The sequence below is a fragment of the Streptomyces sp. NPDC050508 genome (assembly GCF_040655155.1).
Lineage (GTDB): Bacteria > Actinomycetota > Actinomycetes > Streptomycetales > Streptomycetaceae > Streptomyces.
The window spans coordinates 116,892-129,951 of the sequence record NZ_JBFAJJ010000009.1 but is presented as its reverse complement, the minus strand read 5'-3'; the positions used below and the strand labels follow the sequence as shown (position 1 = coordinate 129,951).

The 13,060-nt window shown below is 70.0% G+C and carries 14 protein-coding genes and 1 pseudogene; 6 read left to right on the top strand and 9 right to left on the bottom strand.

Translation table 11 applies throughout. From position 1 onward, the window contains the following. Window positions 1-172 precede the first annotated feature (172 nt). Together AB0I69_RS25850 and AB0I69_RS25845 are read left to right on the top strand one after the other, a co-directional pair. Complete coding sequence (locus tag AB0I69_RS25850; protein ID WP_363098053.1) at window positions 173-628, top strand: hypothetical protein; 456 nt, start codon at window positions 173-175, stop codon at window positions 626-628. A 108-nt stretch (window positions 629-736) separates the two neighbouring features. After that, window positions 737-1,468 (top strand): nucleotidyltransferase family protein, encoded by a 732-nt coding sequence (locus AB0I69_RS25845; protein WP_363098052.1) that lies wholly within the window; start codon window positions 737-739, stop codon window positions 1,466-1,468. Between the two features lie 141 nt (window positions 1,469-1,609). Here the strand turns inward: AB0I69_RS25845 and AB0I69_RS25840 are convergent, their stop codons facing one another. From AB0I69_RS25840 to AB0I69_RS25810, 7 genes and pseudogenes are all read right to left on the bottom strand, one after another. Further along, on the bottom strand, window positions 1,610-3,247 hold the full coding sequence (locus AB0I69_RS25840) for a DoxX family membrane protein (RefSeq protein WP_363098051.1): 1,638 nt from the start codon (window positions 3,245-3,247) through the stop codon (window positions 1,610-1,612). Between the two features lie 118 nt (window positions 3,248-3,365). Continuing rightward, a pseudogene (locus AB0I69_RS25835) lies at window positions 3,366-3,473 on the bottom strand (TrmH family RNA methyltransferase); the annotation flags it as partial. 94 nt (window positions 3,474-3,567) lie between these two features. Beyond that, on the bottom strand, window positions 3,568-4,509 hold the full coding sequence (gene rlmB, locus AB0I69_RS25830; protein WP_363098050.1) for a 23S rRNA (guanosine(2251)-2'-O)-methyltransferase RlmB: 942 nt from the start codon (window positions 4,507-4,509) through the stop codon (window positions 3,568-3,570). A 117-nt stretch (window positions 4,510-4,626) separates the two neighbouring features. Continuing rightward, window positions 4,627-6,024 (bottom strand): cysteine--tRNA ligase, encoded by a 1,398-nt coding sequence (cysS, locus tag AB0I69_RS25825; protein WP_363098049.1) that lies wholly within the window; start codon window positions 6,022-6,024, stop codon window positions 4,627-4,629. Window positions 6,025-6,137: 113 nt separating this feature from the next. Then, window positions 6,138-6,632, bottom strand: coding sequence for a 2-C-methyl-D-erythritol 2,4-cyclodiphosphate synthase (gene ispF / locus AB0I69_RS25820; RefSeq protein ID WP_363098048.1), 495 nt, complete (start codon window positions 6,630-6,632; stop codon window positions 6,138-6,140). Next, the gene (gene ispD / locus AB0I69_RS25815; protein ID WP_363098047.1) at window positions 6,622-7,374 is read right to left on the bottom strand and encodes a 2-C-methyl-D-erythritol 4-phosphate cytidylyltransferase; all 753 of its coding nucleotides are present in this window, start codon (window positions 7,372-7,374) and stop codon (window positions 6,622-6,624) included. The genes ispF and ispD overlap by 11 nt, the downstream gene beginning before the upstream one ends. Window positions 7,375-7,624: 250 nt before the next feature. Beyond that, entirely contained in the window at window positions 7,625-8,107 is a 483-nt protein-coding gene (locus tag AB0I69_RS25810) for a CarD family transcriptional regulator (protein WP_003953493.1), read from the bottom strand. Between the two features lie 589 nt (window positions 8,108-8,696). Here AB0I69_RS25810 and AB0I69_RS25805 point away from each other — a divergent pair. Then, window positions 8,697-9,356 (top strand): DUF461 domain-containing protein, encoded by a 660-nt coding sequence (locus AB0I69_RS25805; protein ID WP_363098046.1) that lies wholly within the window; start codon window positions 8,697-8,699, stop codon window positions 9,354-9,356. 94 nt (window positions 9,357-9,450) lie between these two features. Here the strand turns inward: AB0I69_RS25805 and AB0I69_RS25800 are convergent, their stop codons facing one another. Both AB0I69_RS25800 and AB0I69_RS25795 read right to left on the bottom strand, forming a co-directional pair. Then, window positions 9,451-10,131: a response regulator transcription factor gene (locus AB0I69_RS25800; RefSeq protein WP_009340348.1), complete on the bottom strand. Its 681-nt coding sequence runs from the start codon at window positions 10,129-10,131 to the stop codon at window positions 9,451-9,453. Next, on the bottom strand, window positions 10,128-11,381 hold the full coding sequence (locus AB0I69_RS25795) for an ATP-binding protein (protein ID WP_363098045.1): 1,254 nt from the start codon (window positions 11,379-11,381) through the stop codon (window positions 10,128-10,130). The genes AB0I69_RS25800 and AB0I69_RS25795 overlap by 4 nt, the downstream gene beginning before the upstream one ends. Window positions 11,382-11,612: 231 nt before the next feature. On the opposite strand from AB0I69_RS25795, the gene phoU reads away from it, so the two are divergent. From phoU to AB0I69_RS25780, 3 genes are all read left to right on the top strand, one after another. After that, complete coding sequence (phoU, locus tag AB0I69_RS25790; protein ID WP_019062517.1) at window positions 11,613-12,302, top strand: phosphate signaling complex protein PhoU; 690 nt, start codon at window positions 11,613-11,615, stop codon at window positions 12,300-12,302. A 115-nt stretch (window positions 12,303-12,417) separates the two neighbouring features. After that, a complete protein-coding gene (locus AB0I69_RS25785; protein ID WP_355910143.1) occupies window positions 12,418-12,573 on the top strand; it encodes a hypothetical protein in 156 nt (51 codons plus the stop codon). A 162-nt stretch (window positions 12,574-12,735) separates the two neighbouring features. Then, on the top strand, window positions 12,736-12,984 hold the full coding sequence (locus AB0I69_RS25780; RefSeq protein WP_363098044.1) for an SCO4226 family nickel-binding protein: 249 nt from the start codon (window positions 12,736-12,738) through the stop codon (window positions 12,982-12,984). Window positions 12,985-13,060: the final 76 nt, after the last annotated feature.

The following is a 13,060-nucleotide window of genomic DNA, read 5'->3' as shown; positions in this document are numbered from 1 at the left end:
GCGGGGCCCTTTCCCGTGCGGGACGTCGCCCGAACGTGTCGACAAATACCCCGGCAGAGCGGTCATTTCGAGCAGCGTTCGTCAACGCCTTACCCAATTCGAGGCACCAATCCATCCCCCGAATTGGTGACTAAATGTCGCCAAATCATTACCGGACGCTACCCTCACACGCGTGAAGCACTCCAATAACCAACAGCCGCGACGCGGCCGGGGCCCCGCCCGCCGGGTCGGCCGCACGCTCGCCCTCGTCCTGCCCGTCGTCATGGTGCTCTCCGGGACCCTCGCGGTCACCCGGGTCAACTGGTCGGGGAGCCCCTCCAGTTCGATGCTCACCGCGACGGACGTCACGGCGGCCGGCGCCTCCTCCAAGGCCGCCGCACGGGCCCCGCAGGACATCCTGCGCGACCAGCTCATGACCGAGCTCCAGGACAAGAACCCCGGCGTCGTCCTGACGCACCTCCAGGAGGCGGTGAACGGCCGCCCGTCGCTCGCCACGCACTGCACCTCCATCGCCCGCGCACTGGGCCGCGCAGCGGTCCGTATCTACGGCGCGACGCGCGCCCAGTCCTACGCCCGCCCCGTGTGCGACACCGCGTTCGCCTCCGGGGTCATGGCCGCGCACAGCTGACCGGAGCCGGTGCCCGGGTACGAGGTCGGAGTAGGAGGTCGGTAACGGCTGATTAAGGAACGGTTGCAGCCGAAAGATGCGGTGGGGCCGCCACGTACAGTTCGGGTCATGACCGATCCGAACGCCGCGTCGCGCCCCACCCAAGCCGTGATCCTGGCCGGTGGCCAGGGCTCCCGGCTGCGCCCGTACACCGACGACCGGCCCAAGCCGATGGTCGAGATCCCCGGCACGGGGACCCCGATCATCGGCCATCAGCTCGTCTGGCTCGCCGAGGAGGGCGTGACCGACGTGGTGGTCAGTTGCGGCCACCTCGCCGAGGTGCTGCAGGACTGGCTGAAGACGGCCGACCTGCCGGTCGACGTGACCACGGTCGTCGAGACGGAGCCCCTGGGCCGCGGCGGCGGCCTCAAGTACGCCGCCGCGCGTCTGCCCCACCCTGACCGCCCCTGGTACGCCACCAACGGCGACATCTGGACCCGCTTCTCGCTGCGCGACATGGCGGACTTCCACACGGAGCGCGACGCGGTCGCCACGATCGCGCTGGCTCGGCCGCGGATCCCATGGGGGGCCGTGCAGACGGACGGCTTCGGGCGCGTCACCGACTTCATCGAGTCGCCGCCGACGCAGTACGCGATCAATGCGGGGGTGTACGTCTTCTCGCCCGAGTTCGCGGGGTTGTTGCCGGAGCGGGGGGATCACGAGCGGACGACTTTCCCTCACCTTGCGCGTGAGTTGAGGCTGGCCGGGTTCCCGATTCCTCAAGGGGCCTACTGGCGAGCTATCGACACCGCCAAGGATCTGACCGAAGCCGCCAAAGAACTGGCTGCGCTGGGTCGTTGAGTGCGGGTCCGCTGTGGCTGGTCGCGCAGTTCCCCGCGCCCCTAAAGGCAAACTGCAGAGGGCCTGCACTGAAAAGTGCAGGCCCTCTCTCTGTGTGTCAGCCGGTAGGCGGCCGTGTCAACAGGCCGCCCACCGGCCCAGCTACCCCAACAGGCCGCCCACCAGGCCCGGCTGGCCGGAGGAGGACGAACCCCCGGTGCTGGAGCCGCCGCTGGAGCCGGTGCCGCCGTTGGTGCCACCGCTCGACGTGGGGCCGGAGGTGGTGCTGGGGGCCTGGCCGGCCGGGGAGGAGTGCTGGGGCTGGGTGCGGCCCGCGGTGCCCTGCGTCTGGCTGGGCGAGCCGCTGGTGGCCGTACCGGAGGAGTGGGTCGCGCCCGGGGTCGTCGCGGCGCCCGACGGGCTGGCCGAAGTGGCGTGCCGGGACGGCGAGTTGGCCGCGGAGGGGCTGCTGCTGTGCCGCTTGGTCGGTTCCCCGGGGAGCGGGGTGCCGGGCAGTTCGTTGCGCGGGGCCTCGCCGGGGCCGGGGACGACCACACGGCTGGAGTCGCGGACCGCGCCGCCGAGCAGGGAGCCGATGAGGAGGGTGAGGCCGATGGAGACGGCCGTGATGAGGGCGCCGCGGCGCAGGACGTAGCGGCGCAGCTCCCAGATGTCGGCGCGGGGTCCGAGGCGGCGCCAGGCGCTGCCCGCGAGGCGGCCGTCGACGGAGTAGACGGGGGCGCCGGCGATGATCAGCGGGGACCAGGCGGCGAGGTAGATGATGTCGGGGGCGTCGTAGGCGGGAACGGTCTTCCAGCTGACGGTGACGATGAGCGCGGCCGAGAGCAGCGCGCCGCCGACCGCCGCGACCCGCTGCCACAGGCCCAGGATCGTGAGGACGCCCACGATGACCTGGGCGAAGGCGATGACGAGCCCGGAGCCGACGGGGTGCTGGAGGGCGAACTGCCGTAGTGGCTCGGCGACTTCCCAGGGGTGCAGGGTGTTGAGCCACTTGACCATGGAGCCGCGCTTGCCGCCGTCGAAGTAGACGGGGTCGCACAGCTTGCCCATGCCGGCGTAGATGGAGATGAAGCCGAGGAAGATGCGGAGCGGGAGGAGGACGACGCCGAGGTTCATGCGGCGGCCCGGGTAATAGGCGTGCCGTACCGGGTCGTTGCCGTAGCGCTTGGCTCGCTGCTCGCGCCGCGCGTCCGCCTCGTCCGACTCGAAGTCCTCGAACTCCCGGTCCCCGTAGGCGGGTTCGTCGTAGGCGCTGCCCACGGTCCGCATCTTCGGCAGGAGTCGGTTCTCGCCGGTGTCGTGATCGTGGCCGCGCTGGGCACCGACCATGGGGGTTTCGAGGGTCTGCGCGGTCAGGTCGCCGTCGTAACCGCCGTCGTCGATACGGGGGATGACCTGCGTGGCCCCGGCGTCGCCGGCCGGCTGCTCGCCGTGGCGTACGCCGCTGCCCCGCACGGCCTGGAGGAGGCGGTGGGCGCCGGTGTCGTCCGGGGCGGACTTGCCGCTCCAGACGACGGGCCGGCGGCGCGCGGCGCCCGAGCCGGCCCCGGGCATCCGGGCGGCGTCCCCGGAGGCGCTCAACTGCCGTGCGAGGCGCGGGTTTTGGGTGCGCGTCGAGGCGCCCAGCTGCACGCGGAAGCTCGCATGATTGACGATGACCTGGGCCGGATCGCTCGGCACCTTCACCATGCTCAGCGCGGGAGCGTCGTCCAACCCGGACTCGAATCCGGACGAGCGGTCCCCCGTGGGTGTGCGGGGTGTTCTGGTGTCCACACTCATCTAACCGAGTGACGTGTGTTTAGGACACTGCTTTGACTTGCCGGAAGTGTCCGGACAGCGTCAAGCTCGCCCTCGACACCCAGATTGCCCCGAGTGGGTGACGGTGCCGAACGTCCGTTCAGGAACGCTTGCGTGCCGCCTCGTAGAGGACGATCCCCGCCGCCACACCCGCGTTGAGCGACTCCGCCCCACCCGGCATCGGGATCCGTACCCGGAAGTCGCAGGACCCCTCTTGTCGGCCGCCGCTCGCACGCTTCGCGCTTCGGGACGGCTGCGCCGGCCTCCGACCGGCGGGCTCCGCCTGCCTGCGCCGACTGCCGTCAGACGCGTCGACGAGCCGCCTCGTACAAGACAATCCCCGCCGCCACACCCGCGTTGAGCGACTCCGCCCCACCCGGCATCGGGATCCGTACCCGGAAGTCGCAGGTCTCGCCCACGAGTCGGGACAGGCCCTTGCCCTCGCTGCCGACGACGATGACCACCGGGCCTTCCAGCGCGGCGAGTTCACCGACCTCGGCCTCGCCGTCGGCCGCGAGACCGACGATCGCGAGGCCCGCCTTCTTGTACGCCTCCAGCGCGCGCGTCAGGTTCGTCGCGCGGGCGACGGGCGTACGGGCAGCCGTACCGGCCGACGTCTTCCAGGCGCCGGCGGTCATGCCGGCCGCGCGGCGCTCGGGCACGAGCACGCCGTGGCCGCCGAACGCGGAGACGGAGCGGACGATCGCGCCGAGGTTGCGCGGGTCGGTCACCCCGTCGAGGGCGACGATCAGCGGGTCCTCGCCCTTGTCGTAGGCCGCGTTCGCGAGGTCCTCGGCGTGCGCGTACTCGTACGGCGGGACCTGGAGGACCATGCCCTGGTGGTTGAGGCCGTTGGTCATGCGGTCCAGCTCGGGGCGCGGGGCCTCCATGAGGTGGATGCCGCCGCGCTCGGCGACGAGCTGGAGCGCCTCGCGCACCCGCTCGTCGTTGTCGATGAACTGCTGGACGTAGAGCGTGACCGCCGGAACGCCCTCGCGCAGCGCCTCGACGACCGGGTTGCGGCCGACGACCATCTCGGACGTGCCCTTGCCGCCACGGCCGCGGGGCGCGGGACGGCGCTGGACCTGCTTGGCCTTGGAATTGGCGATGCGGTTCTTCTTGTGGCCCTTGCGCGCCTCGGCGGGCGGGGTGGGGCCCTTGCCTTCGAGGCCCCGGCGCCGCTGGCCGCCACTGCCGACCTGCGCGCCCTTCTTGCCGGACATGCGGCGGTTGTTGGCTGCCATGACCTACCTGTCTGTTCTGAAGCGTGTGAGTCTGCGTACGTACGTCTATGCAGTGTGCCGCCCGGAGGGCCGGGCGGCACAGTCGATCTTCGTTGACCGGGTGTGATCGGGGTGGGTTCAGCGTGGGCCGAGGGTCCAGCGCGGGCCCTGCGGGCCGTCCTCGATGACCAGGCCCGACTGGTTGAGCTGGTCGCGGATGGCGTCCGCGGTGCCCCAGTCCTTACGGCCCCGGGCGGCCTCGCGCTGGTCGAGGACCATGCGGACCAGGGTGTCGACGACACCGTGCAGATCGTCACCGCGGTCGCTCTCGCCGGCCCACTTCGGGTCCAGCGGGTCGAGTCCGAGGACGCCGAGCATGGCACGCACCTCGGCGAGACGCGCCACAGCGGCTTCCTTGTCGTCGGCGGCCAGTGCGCTGTTGCCCTGCCGGACGGTGGTGTGGACGACGGCGAGCGCCTGCGGCACGCCCAGGTCGTCGTCCATCGCCTCGGCGAACGCCGGCGGCACCTCGGCCGCGGGCTCGACGGCTCCGGCCTTCTCCACGACCCGCTGCACGAAGCCCTCGATCCGCGCGAACGCGGACTCGGCCTCGCGCAGGGCCTCCTCGCTGTACTCGATCATCGAGCGGTAGTGCGGGGTGCCGAGGTAGTAGCGCAGGACGATGGGCCGCCACTGCTTGACCATCTCGCTCACCAGCACGCTGTTGCCGAGCGACTTCGACATCTTCTCGCCGCTCATGGTGACCCAGGCGTTGTGCACCCAGTACTGCGCGAAGTCGTCGCCGTAGGCCTTGGCCTGGGCGATCTCGTTCTCGTGGTGCGGGAAGATCAGGTCGAGGCCGCCGCCGTGGATGTCGAAGGCGGGGCCCAGGTACTTGTGCGCCATCGCCGAGCACTCCAGGTGCCAGCCGGGCCGGCCGCGGCCCCACGGGGTCTCCCAGTCGGGCTCGCCCGGCTTGGTCGCCTTCCACATGGCGAAGTCACGCGGGTCGCGCTTGCCGGTGATGCCTTCCTCGGCGGGCTGGCGCAGGTCGTCGATGTCCTGGTTGGACAGCTGGAGATACTCCGGGTAGGAGCGCACGTCGAAGTAGACGCTGCCGTCGGCCTCGTACGCGTGACCGCGCTCGATGAGCCCCCGCATCATCTCGATCATCTCGGGGATGTGCCCGGTCGCCCGCGGTTCGTACGTCGGCGGGAGGCAGCCGAGTGCCTGGTAGCCGTCGTTGAACGCGCGCTCGTTCTCGTAGCCGATCGCCCACCAAGGGCGGCCCTGGTCACGGGACTTGGCGATGATCTTGTCGTCGATGTCCGTGACATTGCGGATGAACGTGACGTCGTAGCCGCGGTGTTCGAACCAGCGGCGGAGGATGTCGAAGTTGAGGCCGGAACGGATGTGGCCGATGTGGGGGGCTGCCTGCACGGTGGCGCCACAGAGGTAGATCGAGACACAGCCCGCGGTGAGCGGGGTGAAGTCGCGAATCTGCCGGGCGCTGGTGTCGTACAGACGAATGGTCACGGTACAAGGGTAGTGGGCGTTTCCCTGTGCCTCAGACGGTTGGGTTGATTGTTGTCCGCGGGCCCGGTGGGGGCTGGTCGCGCAGTTCCCCGCGCCCCTTTACGTCGGACCAGTCAAGCGCGTTTGACCACCAGGGCGGTTGCCACTGCCATCAGGCCTTCGTCCCGCCCTGGGAAGCCCAAGCCGTCCGTTGTCGCCCCTGATACCGAGACGGGGGCTCCTGCCGCCTCCGACAAAAGCTTCTGCGCCTCGTCCCTTCGCTTGCCGATCTTCGGCCTCGGGCCGATCACCTGGACCGCGACATTGCCGATCGTGAAGCCCGCCTCGCGGACGATCCTCGCGGCCTCCGTCAGGAGCGTGACGCCGGAGGCGCCGGACCATTCCGGGCGGCCCGTGCCGAAGTGCTGGCCCAGGTCTCCCAGGCCCGCCGCCGAGAACAGGGCGTTGCAGGCCGCGTGGGCGACGACGTCCGCGTCGGAGTGGCCGGCCAGGCCCGGGCCCTCGTTCTCCCACTTGAGGCCGGCGCACCACAGCTCGCGGCCCTCCTCGAAGGCGTGGATGTCGGTGCCGATGCCGACCTGAGGGAGGGGGTACGGGTCAGAAGCCATCGTTCAGCCTCCTGCGGGCGAGGACCGCCTCCGCCAGGACCAGGTCCAGGGGGCGGGTGACCTTGAAGGCCTCCTCGTGGCCGGGGACGACCACGACCGTCAGGCCCAGCTGCTCGACCATGCTCGCGTCGTCGGTGACGTTGTCGGTGACCGTCTCGTGGGCGTGGACCAGGGTGGCTCGGTCGAAGCCCTGTGGTGTCTGTACGGCGCGGAGGCGGGCCCGCTCGGGGGTGGCGACCACCGGCTCCGGGGCGCCGGGGTGCGCGGCCGGCTCGACTTCCTTGACGGTGTCGGCGAGGGGCAGGGCCGGTACGACGGCGGGGGCTCCGTCCCGTACGGCCTCGATGACCGCGTCGACCGTGTCGACCGGGACGAGCGGGCGGGCCGCGTCGTGGACGAGGACGATGTCGTAGCCGGGCGGCAGCGCGTCCAGGCCCAGCTTCACGGACTCCTGGCGGGAGTCGCCGCCGGGGACGACCAGGAAGTCGGTGCGGTCCGGCAGCGCGTGGGCGTCGAGGAGGGACTTCACCTCGGCGGCGCCGTCGGGTGGGGCCACGACGACGACCAGGGAGACCGCGCGGGACGCGGCCAGGGCGCGGATCGCGTGGATGAGCATGGGGGTGCCGTTCAGCGCGCGTAGCGCTTTGGGGGCGCCCGGTCCGAGGCGTACGCCCCGTCCGGCGGCCGGAATCACGGCGGCGACGGAGGACTGCGCCTGCGAAGAGCGCGAATCGTCAGACATCGGTTCCTGTCAGGTTTGTGTGCTCGACCTACGTGGGTATGGCCTGAGGAGTGCCGGGCGCGACGCCTTGACCGGACCCTTCCGTGACACCGGTCGAGCCAGCTGCCCGGGCCCGGCACACCATTATCGGGGGTTTCTCGGCCTGGCCCTGAACCGCCCCCGAACATGCCGAAGCGCCCGGCGACAAGGGAGCTGTCATCGGGCACCACGGCATTTCAGTGTGCTGAGCAGGGCGTACCAGTCGCCTGCGTCAGGACGCGAGAACCTCGTCGAGCAGGGCCTCGGCCTTGTCCTCGTTCGTGTTCTCCGCGAGCGCGAGCTCACTCACCAGGATCTGGCGAGCCTTGGCGAGCATGCGCTTCTCACCTGCGGAGAGTCCGCGCTCGCGCTCACGACGCCACAGGTCACGGACAACTTCCGCGACCTTGATGACATCGCCGGAGGCGAGCTTCTCCAGATTTGCCTTGTAACGACGCGACCAGTTCGTGGGCTCCTCGGCATACGGAGCGCGCAGCACCTCGAAGACCCGGTCCAGCCCGTCCTGACCGACCACATCACGTACGCCGACGAACTCCGCATTGTCCGCTGGCACACGCACCGTCAGGTCACCCTGAGCGACCTTCAGCACCAAATAGGTCTTGTCCACGCCTTTGATCTGGCGAGTTTCGATAGCCTCGATCAGCGCGGCCCCGTGATGGGGATAGACCACGGTGTCGCCAACCTTGAACGTCATGTGACAGGTACCCCTTCCGTGGCTATCCAGGGTAACACGGAAACTGCGGGTTCTGAATGGCGTTTTCGCAGGTCAGGGCACATCTCGGGGCTTGACAACAGCAACAGGAACGTGCTGCGGAGGCCCGGCGGAAGAGGGTATTCGCAGGTCGGAGCAGCTCTCCGGGCGAGGTGAAACGCGTACGTTACACACATCCGGAGCCGCCCCCAAGTGGACGAACGTCCCTAAATGTCTGGTTCCAAGTGCTCGACTTCCGCTACTCCGTTCGGTGGCCGGAGCCCGGTACGAGACGAATCCGGAATTGATCACCGAGGTGGCGTGGAACGGCCGGTGATCAATTCTTCGAGGTGTCCTGCATTCTTCACGGAAAATCCGTCGACGACCCGCTGAGCTGCTTATGTGAATGCCGGACGAGTGCCGGGCACAAGTGACCCGTGAGTCACTTGTGGCACACGGGTACCCGGTTGGGGGAGGGTCGGGTGCAGTGGTGCGGGAACGGCTCGGTAACCTAAGGCCGCTGACAGACACTTAGGGCGGCTTTATTCGGGAGCCGCCCTGCTCCGCCCACGTTCAAGGAGTAGCCGCCGCCGTGAGCAGCAGCCTTCGACGCGGCGCCCTCGCCGCCGCCACCATCGCGTTCTCGATCGCCTCGCTCGCCGCGTGCGGTGCCGGCAACGACGCACAGACGCTGGAGGTCAAGCCGGACAACGCGGCGGCCTCCGTCGGCACCATCAAGGTGCAGAACGCGCTCGTCATCACCCAGCCCCTCACCGAGACCGGCACCGAGGCCGCTGGCCCGGCGGTGATCTCCGCGACCCTGTTCAACAACAGCAAGGATCCCCAGACCCTGGACTCGGTGAGCGTCGACGGCGTCGGCACCGCCAAGCTCACCCCCGCAAAGGGCAAGGGCAAGCTGGTCGTCCCGGCCTTCGGCTCGATCGTCCTGGGCGGCAGGGGCAACGCCTCCGCCGCGCTGGCCAACCCCGGCGACAGCCTCCAGGACGGCAACGCCCAGAAGGTCACCTTCACCTTCAGCGCGACCGGCGGCGTGAGCCTGAGCGCGTTCGTCGTCCCGGCCGACAGCTACTTCACCAAGTGGGGTCCGACCTCGATCCCCACGGCGGCCCCGGGCGCCTCCGCGACCACCTCCGCCTCCCCGAAGCCGGGCAAGAGCACGTCGGCCACGCCGAGCGACTCGGCCTCCGAGAGCACCACGGCGACGGCCACGGAGTCGGCTTCCGCGGGCTGAGCACCCGTACGGGTGACGCGTACGACGAAGGGCGGGACCTCATGGAGAGGTCCCGCCCTTCGTCGTACTCGACACCTAAGGCCCGATGGTCGGTCTACGGCTCAAACTTGTAGCCGAGGCCGCGGACCGTCACCAGGTAGCGCGGCGCGCCCGGGTCCGGCTCGATCTTCGCGCGGAGGCGCTTGACGTGGACGTCCAGCGTCTTGGTGTCGCCCACGTAGTCGGCGCCCCAAACGCGGTCGATGAGCTGCATGCGGGTCAGTACGCGGCCCGCGTTGCGCAGGAGCATTTCCAGCAGGTCGAACTCCTTGAGGGGCAGGTCGACCTTGGAGCCGGAGACCGTGACCACGTGGCGATCCACGTCCATGCGGACCGGACCGGCTTCGAGGGCGGCCGGGGTGACCTCCTCGGGCTCGCCGCGGCGGCGCAGGACGGCCCGGATACGGGCGACGAGCTCACGGGACGAGAAGGGCTTGGTGACGTAGTCATCGGCTCCTATTTCCAGGCCTACGACCTTGTCGATCTCACTGTCCTTGGCCGTCACCATGATGACGGGGACGTTGGAACGGCCGCGCAGTTGACGGCAGACCTCCGTGCCGGGCAGCCCCGGCAGCATCAGGTCGAGCAGGACGAGGTCGGCGCCGTTGCGCTCGAACTCGTCGAGACCGTCGGGCCCGGTGGTCGCGATGGCGACCTCGAAGCCCTCCTTGCGGAGCATGTACGACAGGGCGTCGGAGAAGGACTCCTCGTCCTCGACGACAAGCACTCGGGTCACGGAAGGACCTCCGGGGCGGGAAGCGGTTCGTACGGGGATGGTTCAGGGGACCCCTCGACCTCGTCGTCGAGGTCGGGGTGCTGGTGGGCACGGTCGCGGGCCGCACCCGCCTCCGGCAGCCTCAGGGTGAACGTGGAGCCCTGTCCCTCGGAGCTCCACACCGTGACCTCCCCGCCGTGCGAGGCGGCCACGTGCTTGACGATCGCCAGCCCGAGACCCGTACCGCCGGTGGCCCGCGAGCGGGCCGGGTCGACACGGTAGAAGCGCTCGAACACGCGCTCCTTGTCCTTCTCGGAGATCCCGATGCCCTGGTCGGTGACGGCGACCTCGATGTGGTCGCCGCCGGGCGCGGTCAGCCGACGGGCGGCTATGCCGACCCGGGTGCGGGCGGGCGAGTAGTTGACGGCGTTCTCGACCAGGTTGCCCAGGGCGGCGGCCAGCTGGCCGCGGTTGCCCCAGACGTGCAGGTCGGCGGTGCCGCCGGCGGCCATCGTGATCTGCTTGGCGCCGGCCTGGTGCCGGCAGCGGTCGATGGCCTCGGCGACGAGTTCGTCGACGCGGACGGGTTCGGCGTCTTCGAGGGGGTCGTCGTTCTGGACCCGCGACAGGTCGATGAGCTCCTGCACGAGATTGGTCAGGCGGGTGGCCTCGATCTGCATCCGGCCGGCGAAACGCTCCACCGCCTCAGGATCGTCGGAGGCGTCCATGACCGCCTCCGACAGGAGGGAGAGCGCGCCGACGGGAGTCTTCAGTTCGTGGCTGACATTCGCCACGAAGTCACGTCGTACGGCCTCGATACGGCGGGCCTCGGTGAGGTCCTCCACGAGGAGCAGGACGAGCCGGGAGCCGAGCGGCGCGACCCGGGCGGAGACCGCCAGGGCCTCTCCTCGTCCGGTGCCGCGCCGGGGCAGATCCAGCTCGACCTGGCGTATCTCGCCGTCGCGCCGGGTGTCCCGGGCCATCTGGAGCATCGGGTCGACGGAGAGTTTCCCGCCGCGGACCAGTCCGAGGGCGTACGCCGCCGAGCTGGCCTTGACCACGGCGTCCGCCTCGTCGAGGACGACGGCAGAGGAGCGGAGCACCGAGAGCACGGTGTCCACACCCGGCGGAAGCACCGGGTCCGTATGCAGGGAGGTCCTGGTCGGTCGCTTCTGGTCGCGTTCGCTCCAGCGGAACGCCAGCATGGCGATGACGCCGGTGAGCACCCCGGCGATCGCTGCCGCTGCGGCGACCGCCGCGTTCACGTCCATGCCCCCAGGTTAGGCATGGGATACCTCCTGGCCACAGCCATCGGAGTGCGACCTCGAACACTCGTCGCCCAGAGTTCACCTTGGAGCCAGTATTGGTTCATTTGGGGTGGCGGAAACCGTCGCGTAGGAGCGGGAACGTGGGAGCGTGGGGTGGAAGGGCCGGTTTTTCGTCACCACGACAGGCCCGGGGCCCCTTGAGCCCCCGAAGCGAACGTAGGAGAGGGAACCCTGATGCGGGACGCGTACCACGAGGAACTTGACTCGATCGGTGACGGTCTGGTGGAGATGGCCCGGCTGACCGGGTCGGCGATCGGGCGCGCCACGACGGCGATCCTGGACTCCGACCTGAAGCTGGCCGAGAGCGTCATCGAGGCCGACAAGAAGGTCGACGACCTCCAGCACGACCTGGAAGCACGGGCCATAGCCCTGCTGGCCCGGCAGCAGCCGGTGGCGACGGACCTGCGCATCGTCGTCACGTCTCTGCGCATGTCGGCCGACCTGGAGCGCTCCGGCGACCTCGCCCAGCACGTGGCGAAGCTCGCCCGGCTCCGTTTCCCGGACCGCGCGGTGCCGCACGACCTGCACGCGACCATCCTGGAGATGGGCCAGCTCGCCCAGCGCCTGATGGCCAAGGCGGCCGAGGTCATCATCACGAAGGACGTCGACCTCGCTCTCCAGCTGGAGCAGGACGACGACGCGATGGACCTCCTGCACCGCACGCTCTTCCAGCACCTGCTGGACGACAAGTGGAAGCACGGCATCGAGACCGCGGTCGACGTGACGCTGCTCGGCCGCTACTACGAGCGCTTCGCCGACCACGCGGTGTCGGTCGCGAAGCGCGTGGTGTTCCTGGTCACGGGCGAGCACGCGGACGAACTGCAGCCGGACATCCAGCCGGTCACGGGGGCCGAGGGGGCGTAGGCCGCCGGGCACGGGCCTCCGAGCGGGGGGCTTGCGGGGAAGCCCCAATGCGCCGTTGATGCGCCCGGCGAAGCGGGCATCCAATGGGCACAGGCACCAGCCTCTAGGAGGACCCATGGCCGAATCCCCCGGCACGACACCCGACCCCACGCAGGAGCGCGAGACGCAGCAGCCCGCCGAGATCAAGAGCCTCCCGCTCTTCGGCGCGTGCGGTTGCGGTTCGGGCTGCGGCTGTGGGTGCCAGTCGGGCAATCCCTGCCAGTGCGGCTGACCGCCGCGTAACGCCGTTGAAGGGGCCCGGGCGCTCGCCGCGCCGGGGCCCCTCGCCTTGCCGTGCCCGTGATCGTTCCGCACGGTAGCCGGGGGCGCCGTACAGGCGCAGCATGAGTAGGGAAGGTGGAACGGGCGAGCGCACGGAAGGAGGTGCGCGGCCATGGCTCAGTACATGGACGTACACCACGGAATGAAGGGCATCACGGCCGACCAGTTGATGGAGGCCCACAAGGCGGACCTCGCCGTGGAGAAGGACGAGGGCGTCCACTTCGAGCGGGCCTGGGCGGACCCGGAGTCCGGAACGGTCTACTGCCTGTCGGAGGCCCCGTCGTCCGAGGCGGTCCAGCGCGTCCACGAACGCGCGGGGCACCGGGCGGACGAGGTGCACGCGGTGCCGTACTCGATCTGACGGCCCTACGACGGCCCTACGGGGGTGCAGCCAGCCCCACCCTCTATCGGGTGGGGCGCTCCATGGCTGCCGTGGG

Bases quoted from the DNA above. Each gene is read 5' to 3' on its own strand.
- phoU (WP_019062517.1), top strand. From the start codon at position 11,613: ATGCGGGACGCGTACCACGAGGAACTTGACTCGATCGGTGACGGTCTG.
- AB0I69_RS25785 (WP_355910143.1), top strand. From the start codon at position 12,418: ATGGCCGAATCCCCCGGCACGACACCCGACCCCACGCAGGAGCGCGAG.
- AB0I69_RS25795 (WP_363098045.1), bottom strand. From the start codon at position 11,381: ATGGACGTGAACGCGGCGGTCGCCGCAGCGGCAGCGATCGCCGGGGTG.
- ispF (WP_363098048.1), bottom strand. From the start codon at position 6,632: ATGGCTTCTGACCCGTACCCCCTCCCTCAGGTCGGCATCGGCACCGAC.
- AB0I69_RS25840 (WP_363098051.1), bottom strand. From the start codon at position 3,247: ATGAGTGTGGACACCAGAACACCCCGCACACCCACGGGGGACCGCTCG.
- AB0I69_RS25810 (WP_003953493.1), bottom strand. From the start codon at position 8,107: ATGACGTTCAAGGTTGGCGACACCGTGGTCTATCCCCATCACGGGGCC.
- rlmB (WP_363098050.1), bottom strand. From the start codon at position 4,509: ATGGCAGCCAACAACCGCCGCATGTCCGGCAAGAAGGGCGCGCAGGTC.
- AB0I69_RS25780 (WP_363098044.1), top strand. From the start codon at position 12,736: ATGGCTCAGTACATGGACGTACACCACGGAATGAAGGGCATCACGGCC.
- ispD (WP_363098047.1), bottom strand. From the start codon at position 7,374: ATGTCTGACGATTCGCGCTCTTCGCAGGCGCAGTCCTCCGTCGCCGCC.
- AB0I69_RS25845 (WP_363098052.1), top strand. From the start codon at position 737: ATGACCGATCCGAACGCCGCGTCGCGCCCCACCCAAGCCGTGATCCTG.